This is a genomic window from Azohydromonas aeria, assembly GCF_009760915.1.
GTDB lineage: Bacteria > Pseudomonadota > Gammaproteobacteria > Burkholderiales > Burkholderiaceae_C > Azohydromonas > Azohydromonas aeria.
The window spans coordinates 1-15,763 of record NZ_VIDQ01000015.1; the positions used below are offsets into that span (position 1 = coordinate 1).

11 protein-coding genes and 1 pseudogene are annotated in these 15,763 nt (G+C 68.6%); 1 reads left to right on the top strand and 11 read right to left on the bottom strand.

The genetic code is table 11. From position 1 onward, the window contains the following. Positions 1-567: 567 nt before the first annotated feature. From FJ694_RS11420 to scpA, 11 genes and pseudogenes are all read right to left on the bottom strand, one after another. The gene (locus FJ694_RS11420; RefSeq protein ID WP_157267225.1) at positions 568-1,797 is read right to left on the bottom strand and encodes a cytochrome P450; all 1,230 of its coding nucleotides are present in this window, start codon (positions 1,795-1,797) and stop codon (positions 568-570) included. After that, the gene (bioB, locus tag FJ694_RS11425; protein WP_157267228.1) at positions 1,794-2,843 is read right to left on the bottom strand and encodes a biotin synthase BioB; all 1,050 of its coding nucleotides are present in this window, start codon (positions 2,841-2,843) and stop codon (positions 1,794-1,796) included. The genes FJ694_RS11420 and bioB overlap by 4 nt, the downstream gene beginning before the upstream one ends. A gap of 48 nt (positions 2,844-2,891) precedes the next feature. After that, positions 2,892-3,635: a dethiobiotin synthase gene (gene bioD / locus FJ694_RS11430; protein ID WP_157267231.1), complete on the bottom strand. Its 744-nt coding sequence runs from the start codon at positions 3,633-3,635 to the stop codon at positions 2,892-2,894. Then, positions 3,632-4,840: an 8-amino-7-oxononanoate synthase gene (locus tag FJ694_RS11435; RefSeq protein WP_157267234.1), complete on the bottom strand. Its 1,209-nt coding sequence runs from the start codon at positions 4,838-4,840 to the stop codon at positions 3,632-3,634. Before FJ694_RS11435 ends, bioD begins: the two co-directional genes overlap by 4 nt. Next, positions 4,806-6,203, bottom strand: coding sequence for an adenosylmethionine--8-amino-7-oxononanoate transaminase (gene bioA, locus FJ694_RS11440; RefSeq protein WP_157267237.1), 1,398 nt, complete (start codon positions 6,201-6,203; stop codon positions 4,806-4,808). Before bioA ends, FJ694_RS11435 begins: the two co-directional genes overlap by 35 nt. Before the next feature lie 185 nt (positions 6,204-6,388). Next, complete coding sequence (locus FJ694_RS11445; protein WP_157267240.1) at positions 6,389-6,862, bottom strand: VOC family protein; 474 nt, start codon at positions 6,860-6,862, stop codon at positions 6,389-6,391. Next, positions 6,862-8,889 carry an acetyl-CoA carboxylase biotin carboxylase subunit gene (locus FJ694_RS11450; RefSeq protein WP_157267243.1) on the bottom strand — a complete coding sequence of 676 codons (2,028 nt, stop codon included), beginning with the start codon at positions 8,887-8,889 and terminating at the stop codon, positions 6,862-6,864. Before FJ694_RS11450 ends, FJ694_RS11445 begins: the two co-directional genes overlap by 1 nt. Positions 8,890-8,974: 85 nt before the next feature. Continuing rightward, positions 8,975-10,507 (bottom strand): acyl-CoA carboxylase subunit beta, encoded by a 1,533-nt coding sequence (locus tag FJ694_RS11455; protein WP_157267246.1) that lies wholly within the window; start codon positions 10,505-10,507, stop codon positions 8,975-8,977. A 55-nt stretch (positions 10,508-10,562) separates the two neighbouring features. Continuing rightward, positions 10,563-11,594 (bottom strand): methylmalonyl Co-A mutase-associated GTPase MeaB, encoded by a 1,032-nt coding sequence (meaB, locus tag FJ694_RS36685; RefSeq protein ID WP_232539998.1) that lies wholly within the window; start codon positions 11,592-11,594, stop codon positions 10,563-10,565. Positions 11,595-12,242: 648 nt separating this feature from the next. After that, positions 12,243-12,455 (bottom strand): annotated as a pseudogene (locus FJ694_RS37095) (GIY-YIG nuclease family protein); the annotation flags it as partial. 98 nt (positions 12,456-12,553) lie between these two features. Further along, a complete protein-coding gene (scpA, locus tag FJ694_RS11465) occupies positions 12,554-14,707 on the bottom strand; it encodes a methylmalonyl-CoA mutase (RefSeq protein ID WP_157267252.1) in 2,154 nt (717 codons plus the stop codon). A gap of 90 nt (positions 14,708-14,797) precedes the next feature. Here scpA and FJ694_RS11470 point away from each other — a divergent pair, with 90 nt between their 5' ends. Further along, positions 14,798-15,499: a GntR family transcriptional regulator gene (locus FJ694_RS11470; RefSeq protein WP_157267255.1), complete on the top strand. Its 702-nt coding sequence runs from the start codon at positions 14,798-14,800 to the stop codon at positions 15,497-15,499. Positions 15,500-15,763 lie beyond the last annotated feature (264 nt).

Here is a 15,763-nt window from a genome sequence, read left to right on the forward strand (position 1 = left end):
CGCACACGATTTCATGAAGGTTTTGCAAGGCATGCCGCAACGAATCATGAACTACTTTCGAGGTTCACATCTCGCGTACGCCGGCGAACAAATCGGTGCATGCACTGTTTGATTGCCGGGTTAATAACCTGATTCTGGCTTGCTTCAGCCGGAGAAGTAACCCAGCCTTTCGCTATTTTACCGGCTGACGTGAATTGGTATCGCTTCCAAGAGCAGTAACCTTGGTAAAATGAAAGGACCGCTGAATGCGGTCTTCCATTCCAACTCCGGCTTTTCTGTGAAATGACCCGTTCGCCCTGATGCTTCGATACCTCAGCACAGGGCGCGCCCTATGGGCGCGTCGAAGGGTGAAGCCGTCAGGCTGGTATGGAGGCCGGGAATTGCAAGCGCCTTGAACCGTTCGGACTGAGGTATCGAAGGCCGAATCCAACCGGCTCGGATGCCCGCACACCGTGCGGGCCGTCCACCCTTCGATACCTCAGGGCGAACGGAATACTTCACTGTCTATTGCAAGTTGGAATCAATGGGTATGGGTCAGCCATTCCTTAATCGAATGCCGCCAACTGGTCATCCCGCCACCGGCAACCTCATGAACCCCCGATAAAGCGGACTCTGCGTCCGTATCGCAATCCCCGCCAGATCCAGCTCCGGGCGCCGGCGCAGCAGCGTCGCAAGAACCGTCTGGGTTTCCAGCTGCGTCAGCGACGCGCCCAGGCACACGTGCGGCCCGGTGCCGAAGGCGAGGGCACCCGGGTTGGCCCGCGCCACGTCCAGCTGCTCCGGAAACTCGTGCCGCGCCGGGTCGCGATTCGCAGAGCCGATCAGCGCCAGCACCAGGTCGCCCCGGCGCACGCGCTGGCCGCACAGCGTGAAATCGGCCATCGCGCGCCGCCCGCTCCATTGCACCGGCGTGTCGTGGCGCAGCAGCTCGCGCACGGCGTTCGGCAGCAACTCGGGTTCGGCCCGCAGCCGCTCCCACTGCTCCCGCTCCGTCAGCAGCGCGTGCACCGCGTTGCCCAGCAGGTGGCGCGTCGTCTCGTAGCCGGCAAAGAGCAGCATCGCGCACTGCGCCAGCAGCTCCGCGCCGTCTTCAACGCTGCCGTCGGCCTGCGCCGCCAGCAGCCCGCTCAGCAGGTCGTCGCCCGGCTCGCGCCGGCGCCGCGGCAGCAGCTCGCGCTCGAAGTAGCCGGCCAGCGCCACCACGCTGCGCTGCGCGGCGCGCACCTCGGCCTGCGTGGGGTTCACCGAGCCCAGGAAGGCGGCGATGTCCTCGCTCCAGGCCGTGAAGTCGCCGTACACCGACGCGTCCACGTCCATCAGCTTCGCGATCACGCGCGCCGGCAGCGGGCGCGCGAGCTTGTCCATGAAGTCGAAGTGTGGCCCGGCCTCGTCCAGCAGCTCGTCGATGAGCGCCTGCGTCACGGGCTTCAGCGCCTGGATACGGTCCGGCCGGAACGCGGGCTGCAGCACCTTGCGCAGCCGGGTGTGGTCCGGCGCGTCCAGGAAGGGCAGGCAGCGCGTGAAGAGCCGCTGCATCGGCGTGAGCTCGGCCCGCCCATCGGGCTCGGCCGCGCGCATCACCCAGCCGCCCGTGCGCCGTGCCGACAGGCGCGGGTCGCGCAGCGCGGCCTCCACGTCGGCATGGCGCGTCAGCAGCCAGGCGCCGCCGAAGAACTCCTCGCTCCAGTGGATCGGCCCGGCCTCGCGCAGCTCGCGGTACGCCGGATACGGGTCCTGCAGGAACTCCAGGTCCACGAACGGGGCCACCGACGCCCGCGGCGCCAGCACCGCGCTCATTTGGCGACCGCGCCCGACACGTCCAGGTGCGCCTGCACCTCCGGGCGCTGGCCCTGCGGGCGCAGCTGCAGCCGCTCGAAAAGGCGGCGGTCCTTCTCGGCCTGCGGATTCGTCGTGGTCAGCAGGCGATCGCCGTAGAAGATCGAGTTGGCCCCGGCCATGAAGCACAGCGCCTGCAGCGCGTCGTCCATCTGCTCGCGGCCGGCGGACAGCCGCACCATCGTGGTCGGCATCGTGATGCGCGCCACGGCGATCGTGCGCACGAACTCGAAGGGGTCGATCGGCTCGCTGTCGGCCAGCGGCGTGCCGGGCACGGGCACCAGGTTGTTGATGGGCACCGACTCGGGGAAGGGGTCGAGGTTGGCCAGCTGCGCGATCAGCCCGGCGCGCTGCGCGCGCGTCTCGCCCATGCCCACGATGCCGCCGCAGCACACGTTGATGCCGGCGTCGCGCACGTTGTGCAGCGTGTCCAGCCGGTCTTGATACGTGCGGGTGTGGATCACGTTGCCGTAGTGGTCGGGCGAGGTGTCGAGGTTGTGGTTGTAGTAGTCCAGGCCCGCGTCCTTGAGCTGCGCGGCCTGCTCCTTGTCGAGCATGCCCAGCGTCATGCAGGTCTCCAGGCCCAGCGCGCGCACCTCGCGCACCATCTCGGTCACGCGCTCCATGTCGCGCTCCTTGGGGCTGCGCCAGGCCGCGCCCATGCAGAAGCGCGAGGCGCCCTGTTCCTTGGCCGCCTGCGCCGCGCCCAGCACCTCGGAGATGGACATGATCTTGGAGGCCTCGACGCCGGTGTCGAAGTGCGCCGACTGCGGGCAGTAGCCGCAGTCCTCGGCGCAGCCGCCGGTCTTGATCGACAGCAGCGTGGAGAGCTGCACCTCGCTGGCGTCGAAGTGCTCGCGGTGCACCTGCTGGGCCTTGAACATCAGGTCCATGAACGGCAGGTCGTAGAGCGCCTGCACCTCGGCCACGGACCAGCGGCCCGGTTTAGCTTCGACAGGAGCCGTGCGGCGCAGGGATTCGACGGAAATGGTGGCAACGGTGCTCATGCGAACTGCTCTTCTTGATGAACCGGGAATCCGGAAAAGTTGGAATTGTCACTCCAGGCCGAACAGGCCTTGGAGCGCGAAAGCGTCGAGAAATCCCGCCACCGCCGCCGGCGCGGGCTGCGCCAGGTGCGGCACCACGCCCAGGCAGGGCGCCTGGTGGCGGCGGGAGAGCTCGTGGCGCAGCGTCTCGACGTTGCGCTGCAGGTGCGGCATGGCCGGGTCGATCTGGTTGCCGACCCAGCCCACCAGCCGCAGGCGGCGCTGCGCGAGGCCGTCCGCGGTGAGCAGGGCGTGGTTGATGCAGCCCAGGCGCAGGCCCACCACCATCACCACCGGCAGGCCCAGCGCGCTCATCAGCTGGGTGCTGTCCCAGTCCTCGCCCAGCGGGATGACCAGCCCGCCCGCGCCCTCGGCCACGATGAAGTCGGCGCGGCGCGCCACCTCCTGCGCGCCGCGCAGCAGCGCCACGCGGTCGATGCGCACGCCCTCCAGCTCCGCGGCGATGTGCGGCGCGCAGGCTTCCTTGAGCTGGCACGGGCCGATCAGCGACCCGGGCAGCGGCACGCTGCCGGCGGTGCGCAGCGCCTCCACGTCCTCGTTGACAAGGCGGCCGTCGGCGCCGGGCTCCAGGCCCGAGGCCACGGGCTTGTAGCCGGCGGCACGGTGCCCGCGCCGGCCCAGCCAGTGCAGCAGCGCCGCGCTGATGCGCGACTTGCCCACGCCCGTGTCGGTGCCGGTGACGAAGCAGCCGCGCAGCTCGACGGGGCTCGCGGGACTCGATGGTGCCGTCATGGCGTCTCTCCCATGGCCTGCGCCAGCGCCTGCAGCAGCCGCTGCACCTGCGCCGGCGTGTGCGCGGCGCTGAGCGTGATGCGCAGCCGCGCCGTGCCCGGCGGCACGGTGGGCGGGCGCATGGCGGGCACGTACAGGCCCTGGCGGCGCAGCGCGGCAGACAGGTTCAGGGCGGTCTCGTTGTCGCCCACGATCAGCGGCTGGATGGCCGTGGCGCTCTCGCCCAGCTTCCAGCCCGGCTGCACCGACACCAGCGTGCGCAGCCCCGTGCGCAGCTGCTCGATCAGCCCCAGCAGCCGCGCGCGGCGCACCCGGCCCTCGTTGCCCCCGATCAGCTTCAAACTGGCCACCAGCACGTGCGCCAGCGCCGGCGGCATGGCGGTGGTGTAGATGTAGCTGCGCGCCTTCTGCACCAGCCATTCGATGACGGCCGGGTGCGCCGCCACGAAGGCGCCCGACACGCCCGCGGCCTTGCCCAGCGTGCCCATGCAGATGAAGCGCTCGCTGCGCAGCTCGAAATGCTCCAGCGCGCCGTGCCCGTGCAGGCCCAGCACGCCCAGGCCGTGCGCGTCGTCGAGCACGATCCAGGCATCGAACTTCTCGGCCAGCTTCAGCAGCGCCGGCAGGTCGGCGATGTCGCCGTCCATGCTGAACACCGCATCCGTGACGATCAGCTTTATCGGCGTGGTGCAGGCCGCGAGCTGCGACTCCAGCACGTCCAGGCGGCCATGCGCGTAGCGCTTGACCTCGCCCTCGGCCAGCCGCGCGCCGTCGATGAGCGAGGCGTGGTTGAGCTTGTCGCAGAAGAGCGTGGCGCTGCCGTCGCCCAGCGCCGTCATCAGCGCCAGGTTGGCCATGTAGCCGCTGCACATCAGCAGCGCGCGCGCATGCGGTATGTGCGGCTCGAACCAGCGTGCCAGCAGCTCTTCCACCTGCGCATGCGGGCGCAGGTGGCCGCTGACCAGGTGCGAGGCGCCGCTGCCGGTGCCCCACAGCCGCGCACCCTCGGCCAGCACGGTGGCCAGGCCCGGGTGGTGGGCCAGGCCCAGGTAGTCGTTGCTGCAGAAGGCCAGCAGCGGCTCGCCGCCGTGCTCGCCCTCGAAGGCCTGCAGCGGCTCGCAGGGCGACTCGGCCACGCGCAGGCGCCGGCGCAGCGCCGCGGCGTCGAGCTCAAGCAGTCGGCGGTTGAGGTGTTCGATCAGCATCGGGATGGTCCAGCACGTCCGTCAGCGTGGCGTGCAGCCGCTGCGCCAGCCAGGGCGACAGCGTCTCGTCCAGCACGTACGGCGGCATGAGGTACACCGTGCGGCCGATGGGCCGGATCAGCAGCCCGTGCCGCCGCCCCGCCAGGTGGAAGCGCTCGGCGAAGTTGCCGCCGGCATGCTCGGTGCGCACGTCGAAGGCCCAGATCATGCCGCAGCGCCGCGCGTGCTCGATGCGCGGGTCGTCGAAGACCGGTTGCAGCGCGCGGCTCAGGCCTTCGGCCTGCGCGGCGTTGCGCCCAAGCACGTCCTCGGTGTCGAAGCGCTCCAGCACCGCCAGCGCGGCGCGGCAGGCCAGGGCGTTGCCGGTGTAGGAGTGCGAATGCAGGAAGCCGCGTGCCACGTCCTCGCTCAGGAAGGCGGCATAGACGGCATCCGTGCTCAGCACCAGCGACAGCGGCAGGAAGCCGCCGCTGATGCCCTTGGACAGCGTCACGAAGTCGGGCCAAGCGGCGCGGCGCGCGGCGTCGGGCGCGCCCGCCGGCAGTGCCTGCTCCCAGGCGAAGAAGGTGCCGGTGCGCCCGCAGCCCACGGCGATCTCGTCGGCGATCAAGTGCACCTCGTGCCTCGTGCACAGCGCGCGCAGGCCTTTCAGGTAGGACACATCGTGCATCGCCATGCCCGCGGCGCCCTGCACCAGCGGCTCGACGATGACGGCGGCGATGCGATCCGCGCGCTGCTCGAACAGCGCCTGCACCTCGGCCAGGGCGCGCGCGGCGACATCCGCGGCCGTCTCGCCGGGCGCGGCCTGGCGCGCGTCGGGCGACATGACTTGGTGCGCGCGCAGCAGCAGCGGGTCGTAGGCGTCGCGGAACACCTTCACGTCCGTCACCGCCAGCGCGCCCAGCGTCTCGCCGTGGTAGCCCTGCTTCAGGCAGACGAACTCCTGCTTGCGCTCGCGGCCAGTGTTGCGCCAGAAGTGAAAACTCATCTTCAGCGCGATCTCGACGGCCGAGGCGCCGTCGCTGGCGAAGAAGGCATGGCCCAGCGCGCCGCCGGTGCGCGCCGAGAGCTGCTCGGCCAGCTCGACCGCCGGCGCGTGGGTGCAGCCGGCCAGCATGACGTGGGGCAGGGTGTCGAGCTGGTCCTTGACCGCCGCGACGATGCGCGCGTCGGCATGGCCGAAGAGGTTGACCCACCAGCTGCTCAGCGCGTCGAAGTAGCGCTGGCCTTCGGCATCGAACAGCCACGGCCCCTGGCCGCGCACCATCGGCAGCGGCGGCACGCTGGCCGCGCGCTGCATCTGCGTGCACGGATGCCACAGGGCCGCGAGGCTGCGGCGCTGCCAGTCGGCGTTGGTGGTCATGGGAACTGCTTTCTTCCAGGCATTGAGAAGGGAGGCGGACGCCGTATTCCGTTCGTCCCGAGCTATCCAAATCCCGTTCGTCCTGAGGTATCGAAGGATGAACGGCCCCGGCCGGGGCGCCGCCATTGCAGCCTGTCGGATTCGCCTTTCGAGACCTCGGGGCGAACGGGCTGGTCCCTATTGTCTCAACCCAGCGCCTGCACCACCTCCGGCGGCGCCTGCACGAGCTCGATCAGCACGCCTTCACCGCCCACCGGGAACTCGTCGTTGCCCTTCGGGTGGATGAAGCAGATGTCGTAGCCCGCGGCGCCCTTGCGGATGCCGCCCGGCGCGAAGCGCACGCCGTTGGCCGTCATCCACTCCACGGCCTTGGGCAGGTCGTCCACCCACAGCCCGACGTGGTTGAGCGGCGTGGCGTGCACGGCCGGCTTCTTCTCGATGTCCAGCGGCTGCATCAGGTCCACCTCGACGGCGGTCGGGCCGCTGCCCAGGGCGCAGATGTCCTCGTCCACGTTCTCGCGCTCGGAGACGAAGGTGCTCTTGACCTGCAGGCCCAGCATGTCCACCCACAGCGACTTCAGCCGCTGCTTGTCCGGGCCGCCGATGGCGATCTGCTGGATGCCGAGGATGCGGAAGGGCTTCACGTTGGTCGCGCTCATCACTGGAACCTCAGGATCGGCTGGTCCACGGCCAGGCTCTCGCCCTTGTTGGCCAGCACGGCCTCCACGATGCCGTCCTGCGCGGCCACGAGGATGTTCTCCATCTTCATGGCCTCGATCACGGCCAGGCGCTCACCGGCGAGCACCTTCTGCCCGGGCTGCACCAGCAGGTCCGCCAGCAGGCCCGGCATGGGCGAGAGCAGGAACTTGGAGGTGTCGGGCGGCGCCTTGTAGGGCATGAGCCTGGCCAGCTCCGCGCTCTTGGGCGACAGCACCAGGGCCTCGATCACCAGGCCGTTGTGCGCCACGCGCAGCCACACGCCCTTGCGCTCGACCTGCGCGGTGAAGGGCTCGCCGTTGCAGGTGCCCGAGGCGCGGATGCTGCCGATGCGCCAGTCCTTGGCCAGCTCGTAGCGCTTGCCCTCGACCCTCACGTCCACCACGCCGTTGGCCTTGACCGTCACGCCGCGGTACTGGTTGTTGCCTTCCGGGCCCTTGACGATGACGGTGAATTCCTCGCCGATGCCCACTTCCATGCCCTTGAGCTGGCCGCTGATGCCGGCCGAGCGCTCCAGGAAGCGGCGGTTGGCCGCGGCGGCCAGCGCCACCAGGAAGTCCGGATCATCGTGCGGCACGTCCGAGGCGTTGAAGCCCTTCGGGTAGTTCTCCGCGATGAAGCCGGTGTTGAAGTCGCCGGAGACGAACCTCGGGTGCGCCAGCAGCGCCGACTGGAACGGGATGTTGCTGGAGATGCCGCGGATCACGAAGCCGTTGAGCGCCTCGCGCATCTTGTGGATGGCGTCGTTGCGGTCCTTCCCGTGCACGATGAGCTTGGCGATCATCGAGTCGTAGAACATCGGGATCTCGCCGCCCTCGACCACGCCGGTGTCCACGCGCACGCCGCCCTCGGCCGTCATCGGCCTGGAGGCTTCCAGGTTCTGTTGCGGCGGCTGGAAGCGCACCAGGCGGCCGGTGGAGGGCAGGAAGTTGCGGAACGGGTCCTCGGCGTTGATGCGGCACTCGATGGCCCAGCCGTCGCGCCTGACGTCGGCCTGCGTGAAGGAGAGCGCCTCGCCCGCCGCGACGCGGATCATCTGCTCGACCAGGTCCAGCCCGGTGATGCACTCGGTGACCGGGTGCTCCACCTGCAGGCGCGTGTTCATCTCCAGGAAGTAGAAGCTCTGGTCCTTGCCGACCACGAACTCCACCGTGCCCGCGCTCTGGTACTTCACGGCCTTGGCCAGGGCCACGGCCTGCTCGCCCATGGCCTTGCGGGTCTCGTCGCTGATGAAGGGCGAGGGCGCTTCCTCGATCACCTTCTGGTGGCGGCGCTGGATCGAGCACTCGCGCTCGTTGAGGTACACGACGTTGCCGTGCGCGTCGCCCAGGATCTGGATCTCGATGTGGCGCGGCTCCTCGACGAACTTCTCGATGAAGACGCGGTCGTCGCCGAAGCTGTTGCGCGCCTCGTTGCGGCACGAGGAGAAGCCCTCGAAGGCTTCCTTGTCGTTGAAGGCCACGCGCAGGCCCTTGCCGCCGCCGCCGGCGCTGGCCTTGATCATCACCGGGTAGCCGATGTCCTTGGCGATGGCCACGGCCTGCTCGGGCGTCTCGATGGCGTCGTTCCAGCCCGGGATGGTGTTGACCTGGGCTTCCTTGGCCAGCTTCTTGGAGGCGATCTTGTCGCCCATGGCCGCGATCGAGTAGTGCTTCGGGCCGATGAAGGTGATGCCTTCCTCTTCCACGCGGCGCGCGAAGTCCTCGTTCTCGGACAGGAAGCCGTAGCCGGGATGCACGGCCTCGGCGCCGGTGCGCTTGCACGCGGCGATGATCTTGTCGGCCACCAGGTACGACTCGCGCGAGGGCGCCGGGCCCAGCAGCACGGCCTCGTCGGCCAGCTCCACGTGCAGCGCGTCCTTGTCGGCCTCGGAGTACACCGCCACCGTCAGGATGCCCATCTTCTTGGCGGCCTTGATGACGCGGCAGGCGATTTCGCCCCGGTTGGCGATGAGAATTTTCTTGAACATATGAAATTCCGTTCGGGCTGAGGTATCGAAGCCCCTCTCGCCCGTTCGTCCTGAGGTATCGAAGGATGAACGGGCGATGGTCACGTTAGAGCGGGATGTTGCCGTGCTTGCGCCACGGGTTGTCGAGCTGCTTGTCCTTGAGCATCACCAGCGAGCGGCAGATGCGCTTGCGCGTCTCGTGGGGCTGGATCACGTCGTCGATGAAGCCGCGCGCGCCGGCCACGAAGGGATTGGCGAAGCGGGACTTGTATTCCGCTTCCTTGGCCGCGAGCTTGGCCGGGTCGCCCTTCTCCTCGCGGAAGATGATCTCCACCGCGCCCTTGGCGCCCATGACCGCGATCTCGGCGTTGGGCCAGGCGAAGTTGACGTCGCCGCGCAGGTGCTTGGAGCTCATCACGTCGTAGGCGCCGCCGTAGGCCTTGCGGGTGATGACGGTGATCTTCGGGACCGTGCACTCGGCGTAGGCGTAGAGCAGCTTGGCGCCGTGCTTGATGATGCCGCCGTACTCCTGCGCGGTGCCGGGCATGAAGCCGGGCACGTCCACGAAGGTCACGACGGGGATGTTGAAGGCGTCGCAGAAGCGCACGAAGCGCGCGGCCTTGATGGAGCTCTTGATGTCCAGGCAGCCGGCGAGCACCTGCGGGTTGTTGGCGACGATGCCCACGCTCTGGCCGTCCATGCGCGCAAAGCCGACCACGATGTTGGCGGCGTAGTCGGGCTGCAGCTCGAAGAAGTCGCCGTCATCGACCACCTTGGCGATGAGCTCCTTCATGTCGTAGGCCTTGTTGGGGTTGTCCGGCACCAGGGTGTCGAGCGAGAAATCCAGGCGCTGCGCCGGGTCGCCGGAGGGGCGCACCGGGGGCTTTTCCTTGTTGTTGAGCGGCAGGTAGTTGAAGAAGCGCCGCAGCATCAGGATGGCCTCGACGTCGTTCTCGAAGGCCAGGTCGCACACGCCGCTCTTGGTGGTGTGGGCCGAGGCGCCGCCCAGGTCCTCGGCGGTCACGTCCTCGTGCGTCACGGTCTTCACCACCTCGGGGCCGGTGACGAACATGTAGGAGCTGTCCTTCACCATGAAGATGAAGTCGGTCATGGCCGGCGAGTAGACGGCACCGCCGGCGCAGGGGCCCATGATCATGCTGATCTGCGGGATCACGCCCGAGGCCATGACGTTGCGCTGGAACACTTCGGCGTAGCCGCCGAGCGAGGCCACGCCTTCCTGGATGCGCGCGCCGCCGGAGTCGTTGAGGCCGATGACCGGGGCGCCGACCTTCATGGCCTGGTCCATGATCTTGCAGATCTTCTCGGCATGGGCCTCGGAGAGCGCGCCGCCGAAGACAGTGAAGTCCTGGCTGAAGACGAAGACCAGGCGGCCGTTGATCATGCCGTAGCCGGTGACGACGCCGTCGCCGGGGACCTTGTTGTCCGCCATGCCGAAGTCCGTGCAGCGGTGCTCCACGAACATGTCCCATTCCTCGAAGGTGCCCTCGTCGAGCAGCATCTCGATGCGCTCGCGCGCGGTGAGCTTGCCCTTCTTGTGCTGGGAGTCGATGCGGCGCTGGCCGCCGCCCAGACGGGCCTTGGCGCGCTTTTCCTCGAGCATCTGCTGGATGTCGTGCATGGGATTTTCCTCTTTTCGCGTACTGCGGTCGGTCGGCTTGTCGGGTGGGATCGGGTCAGTTGAACAGTTCCAGCAGCCGGCGCGCGGCCACCGAGGCGGCGACCTCGCCGGCGCGCACCTGTTGCGTGAGCATCGGCAGCGCCGCCTGCACCGCGGGGTGCTGGCGGAAGCGCTGCTTGAGTCCGGCGTCGATGCGCTCCCACATCCACGCCTGGTCCTGGCTGTTGCGCCGCGCGGCGAAGCGGCCGTTGGCCGTCTGCAGCTCGCGGTAGCGGCTCACCGCGGCCCAGAACTCGGGCAGCCCCTGTGCCTTGAGCGCCGAGAGCTGCAGCACCTGGGGCTGCCACAGGGTCTGGTCGTGGGCGGCATGGTGCGGGTCGCCGTGCTGGCCGAAGAGCCGCAGCGCGCTGGTGATCTGGGCGCGGGCGCGCGTGGCGGCGTGGGGGTCGATGTCGGCCTTGTTGATGCACACCAGGTCGGCCAGCTCCATCACGCCTTTCTTGATGGCTTGCAGGTCGTCGCCGGCGTTGGGCAGCTGCAGCAGCACGAACATGTCGGTCATGTTGGCCACGGCCGTCTCGCTCTGGCCCACGCCCACGGTCTCGACGATGACGATGTCGTAGCCCGCGGCCTCGCACACCAGCAGCGCCTCGCGCGTCTTCTCGGCCACGCCGCCCAGGGTGCCGCTCGACGGCGTCGGGCGGATGTAGGCACGCTCGTCGGCCGAGAGCCGCTCCATGCGCGTCTTGTCGCCCAGGATCGAGCCGCCGGAGACGCTGGAGGAGGGGTCCACCGCCAGCACGGCCACGCGATGGCCCTGCTCGATGAGGAAGAGTCCCAGCGCCTCGATGAAGGTGCTCTTGCCCACGCCGGGCACGCCCGAGATGCCCAGGCGCAGCGAGCGGCCGCTGTGCGGCAGCAGGCCATTGAGCAGATCGTCGGCGCGCAGGCGGTGGTCGGCGCGCGTCGATTCGAGCAGCGTGATGGTCTTGGCGATGGCGCGGCGCTGCGCGGGGCCGGGGGCGCCGAGGATGGCGCCGGCCAGGGCTTGGTCGGACAGCGCTCCGGATGAACGGCCTGGCGCCACCGTATCGGCCCGCTCACCCTTCGATACCTCAGGGCGAACGGGAAGGGGCGTGTCGGCATGGGGACGAATGCCCGCGGAGTCATCGGCCCGCTCACCCTTCGATACCTCAGGGCGAACGGGAAGGGGCGTGTCGGCATGGGGACGAATGCCCGCGGAGTCACCAGCCCGCTCACCCTTCGATACCTCAGGGCGAACGGGAAGGGGCATGTCGGCATGAGGACGAATGCCCGCGGAGTCATCGGCCCGCTCACCCTTCGATACCTCAGGGCGAACGGGAAAAGGGGTGGTGGTCTGGCTGAGTTCGGACGCGGGCTCGCCAGCCCCATCTACCGGGCCATTACCAGCCCGTTCGTCCTGAGGTATCGAAGGATGGACGGGCTCAGATGCAACTGCGCGGAGATGCCCGAGTGAGGCCTCATCACCAGCCCGTTCGCCCTGAGGTATCGAAGGGTGGACGGGCTCCGACACGCCGCCCGGAAGCTGGACGACCGGAACAACGCCCCCAGCCCGTTCGTCCTGAGGTATCGAAGGATGAACAGGCTCTGGCATGTCGGCTTGAAGTCGTTCAGGCATTGGATTCCTCGTGCCCCAGGCGTGGCGTTCGATGGCGCCCCAGTCGTCCCGGATCAGTGCTTCTTTCTTGGCTCGTGCCCAGCCCTTGATTTGCCGCTCCGCCGTCAGGGCTTCGTCTCGCGTGGCGGCTTCCTGCGCCCACACCAGCAGCACCGGCCGCCTGTCGTGCGTGTAGCCCGGTATCTCGCCCGCCTCATGTTGAGCCACGCGACGCTCCAGCTCGTCGGTATGCCCAACGTAATAGGAGTCATCCGCGCAGCGCAGCATGTAGACGAAGAACGGCTTCATGGAAGGGCGGCGTCCTGCTTTGCCGGCCCGTTCCCCCTTCGAGACCGCAGGGCGAACGGGAACTGCTGCAGCTCAGCTGTTATGGAGTGCGTCAACGCTCAGCGCTGCGCCGCCTTGATCTGCTCCAGCACGTCCTTGGCGCTGGCCGGGATCGGCGTGCCCGGGCCGTACACGCCCTTGACGCCGGCGTCGAACAGGAAGCCGTAGTCCTGCTGCGGAATCACGCCGCCAACGAAGACGATGATGTCGTCCGCGCCCTGCTTCTTGAGCTCGGCAATGATGGCCGGCACCAGCGTCTTGTGGCCCGCGGCCAGCGTGGAGATGCCCACCGCGTGCACGTCGTTCTCGATGGCCTGGCGCGCGCACTCTTCCGGCGTCTGGAACAGCGGGCCCATGTCCACGTCGTAGCCCAGGTCGGCAAATGCCGTGGCCACCACCTTGGCGCCGCGGTCGTGGCCGTCCTGGCCCAGCTTGGCGATCATCACGCGCGGCCGGCGGCCGGCTTCCTGCGCGAAGGCCTCGATCTCGCCGCGCAGCTTGTCCCAGCCCTCGGCCGAGTCGTAGGCCGCGGCATAAACGCCGGTGACCTTCTGGATGTCGGCGCGGTGGCGGCCGAACACCACTTCCAGCGCATCGCTGACCTCGCCCACGGTGGCGCGGGCGCGGATGGCGTCGATGGCCAGGCCCAGCAGGTTGCCGCTGCCTTCACGCGCGGCGGCGGTCAGCGCCTCCAGCGCGGCCTGCACCTTCTGGCCGTCGCGCGTGGCCTTGATCTGCTGCAGCCGCGCGATCTGGGCCTCGCGCACCTTGACGTTGTCCACCTCCAGGATCTCGACCGGGTCTTCCTTGGCCAGCTTGTACTTGTTGACGCCGACGATCACGTCCTTGCCCGAGTCGATGCGCGCCTGCTTCTCCGCGGCGCTGGCCTCGATCTTGAGCTTGGCCCAGCCCGAGTCCACCGCCTTGGTCATGCCGCCCATGGCCTCGACCTCCTCGATGATGGCCCAGGCCTTGTCGGCCATTTCCTGGGTGAGCTTCTCCATCATGTAGGAGCCGGCCCAGGGGTCCACCACGCTGGTGATGTGCGTCTCTTCCTGGATGATGAGCTGCGTGTTGCGGGCGATGCGCGAGCTGAACTCGGTGGGCAGCGCGATGGCCTCGTCCAGCGAGTTGGTGTGCAGGCTCTGCGTGCCGCCGAAGACCGCGGCCATGGCCTCGATGGTCGTGCGCACCACGTTGTTGTACGGGTCCTGCTCGGTCAGGCTCCAGCCCGAGGTCTGGCAGTGCGTGCGCAGCATCAGGCTCTTGGGCTTCTTGGCGTTGAAGCCCTTCATGATCCGGCACCACAGCAGACGCGCCGCGCGCATCTTGGCGATCTCCAGGTAGAAGTTCATGCCGATGGCCCAGAAGAACGACAGCCGCCCGGCGAAGTCGTCCACGTCCAGGCCCTTGGCCATGGCGGTCTTCACGTACTCCTTGCCGTCGGCCAGCGTGAAGGCCAGCTCCAGCGCCTGGTTCGCGCCGGCTTCCTGCATGTGGTAGCCGGAGATCGAGATCGAGTTGAACTTCGGCATGTGCTTCGCCGTGTACTCGATGATGTCGCCGATGATCCGCATGCTCGGCTCGGGCGGATAGATGTACGTGTTGCGGACCATGAACTCCTTGAGGATGTCGTTCTGGATGGTCCCGGACAGCTTGTCCTGGCTCACGCCCTGTTCCTCGGCCGCCACCACGTAGCCGGCAAGCACCGGCAGCACGGCGCCGTTCATCGTCATGGACACGCTAACCTTGTCGAGCGGGATGCCGTCGAACAGGATCTTCATGTCCTCGACCGAGTCGATGGCCACGCCGGCCTTGCCCACGTCGCCGGTGACGCGCGGATGGTCGCTGTCGTAACCGCGGTGCGTGGCCAGGTCAAAGGCCACCGACACGCCCTGGCCGCCGGCGGCCAGCGCCTTGCGGTAGAACGCGTTGGACTCTTCAGCGGTGGAGAAGCCCGCGTACTGTCGGATGGTCCACGGCCGCACCGCGTACATCGTGGCCTGCGGGCCGCGGATGAAGGGCTCGAAGCCCGGCAGCGTGTCCGTATAGGGCAGGCCCCCCAGGTCGCCGGCGGTGTAGAGCGGCTTGACGGCGATTCCTTCCGGCGTGGTCCAGGTCAGCGCGTTCACGTCGCCGCCGGGCGCCGACTTGGCGGCGGCCTGGGTCCATTGCTGCAGCGTGGCTCGGTTGAACTCGGGGGCGGACGACATGTTCGGGACTCCTCGCACTCGGGCGGTGTTCTAAGCTTGTCATCAATCATACAAGATGCATAATTCAAAATTCAACGCGCTTGAACAAAAATGGCCGAATCCGCACCTGACACCGCTTCCGCCGCTGCTGCCGTCGTAGCGGCGCCCCGCCCCGTGGCGGCGCCGCTGGCCCAGCGGCCGCTCTACCAGGAGGTGGCGGAGCGCCTGCGCGAGCAGATCTTCAACCGCGAGCTGGAGCCCGGGAGCTGGATCGACGAGCAGAAGCTCACGGCGGCGCTGGGCATCAGCCGCACGCCGCTGCGCGAGGCGCTGAAGGTGCTGGCGGTGGAGGGGCTGGTGACGATGAAGCTGCGCCGCGGTGCCTACGTCACCGAGATGTCGCGCGACGACGTGTCGCAGGTGTACCACCTGCTGGGCGTGCTGGAGAGCGATGCCGCGGCCGACGTGGCGCGCCGCGCCAGCGACGCGGAGCTGGCCGAGCTGGGCAAGTTGCACGAGCAACTGGAGGCGCAGGTGCAGCAGCGCGACGCGTTCTTCGCCACCAACGAGGAGTTCCATGCGCGGCTACTGCAGATCTCGGGCAACCGTTGGCGCAGCCAGATCGTGGTCGACCTGCGCAAGGTCATGAAGCTCAACCGGCACCACTCGCTGTTCCGCCAGGGCCGGGTGGAGGAGTCGCTGGCCGAGCACCGCGCGCTGGTGCGCGCGCTGCAGGCGCGCGACGCCGAGAAGGCGCAGGCTTTGATGCGCCAGCACTTCGACAACGGGCTGGCGGCGGCGTCAGGGGGGTAGGGCGCGGGGCGCCCCTGGTGAAAGTCGAAGACGTGCCAGCGGGTAGCTGACGCGTTTCGCCTGCTGCTTCGTCATCCCCGCGCAGGCGGGGATCCCGGCGGTCCCCAAGCAGCCGATGGCTGACGCGGCTGCATGCCCAGGTTTGGACATTGGTGCGCCTGCATCATTGCTTGCGCTGGAGTTGGGGCCGCCTGGATTCCCGCCTTCGCGGGAATGACGGCATTGGTGGATGGAGCAGGCCAGTCTCCGGCTGGCCGCCCCAAC

Bases quoted from the DNA above. Each gene is read 5' to 3' on its own strand.
- FJ694_RS11420 (WP_157267225.1), bottom strand. From the start codon at position 1,797: ATGAGCGCGGTGCTGGCGCCGCGGGCGTCGGTGGCCCCGTTCGTGGAC.
- bioB (WP_157267228.1), bottom strand. From the start codon at position 2,843: ATGAGCACCGTTGCCACCATTTCCGTCGAATCCCTGCGCCGCACGGCT.
- bioD (WP_157267231.1), bottom strand. From the start codon at position 3,635: ATGACGGCACCATCGAGTCCCGCGAGCCCCGTCGAGCTGCGCGGCTGC.
- FJ694_RS11435 (WP_157267234.1), bottom strand. From the start codon at position 4,840: ATGCTGATCGAACACCTCAACCGCCGACTGCTTGAGCTCGACGCCGCG.
- bioA (WP_157267237.1), bottom strand. From the start codon at position 6,203: ATGACCACCAACGCCGACTGGCAGCGCCGCAGCCTCGCGGCCCTGTGG.
- FJ694_RS11445 (WP_157267240.1), bottom strand. From the start codon at position 6,862: ATGAGCGCGACCAACGTGAAGCCCTTCCGCATCCTCGGCATCCAGCAG.
- FJ694_RS11450 (WP_157267243.1), bottom strand. From the start codon at position 8,889: ATGTTCAAGAAAATTCTCATCGCCAACCGGGGCGAAATCGCCTGCCGC.
- FJ694_RS11455 (WP_157267246.1), bottom strand. From the start codon at position 10,507: ATGCACGACATCCAGCAGATGCTCGAGGAAAAGCGCGCCAAGGCCCGT.
- scpA (WP_157267252.1), bottom strand. From the start codon at position 14,707: ATGTCGTCCGCCCCCGAGTTCAACCGAGCCACGCTGCAGCAATGGACC.
- FJ694_RS11470 (WP_157267255.1), top strand. From the start codon at position 14,798: ATGGCCGAATCCGCACCTGACACCGCTTCCGCCGCTGCTGCCGTCGTA.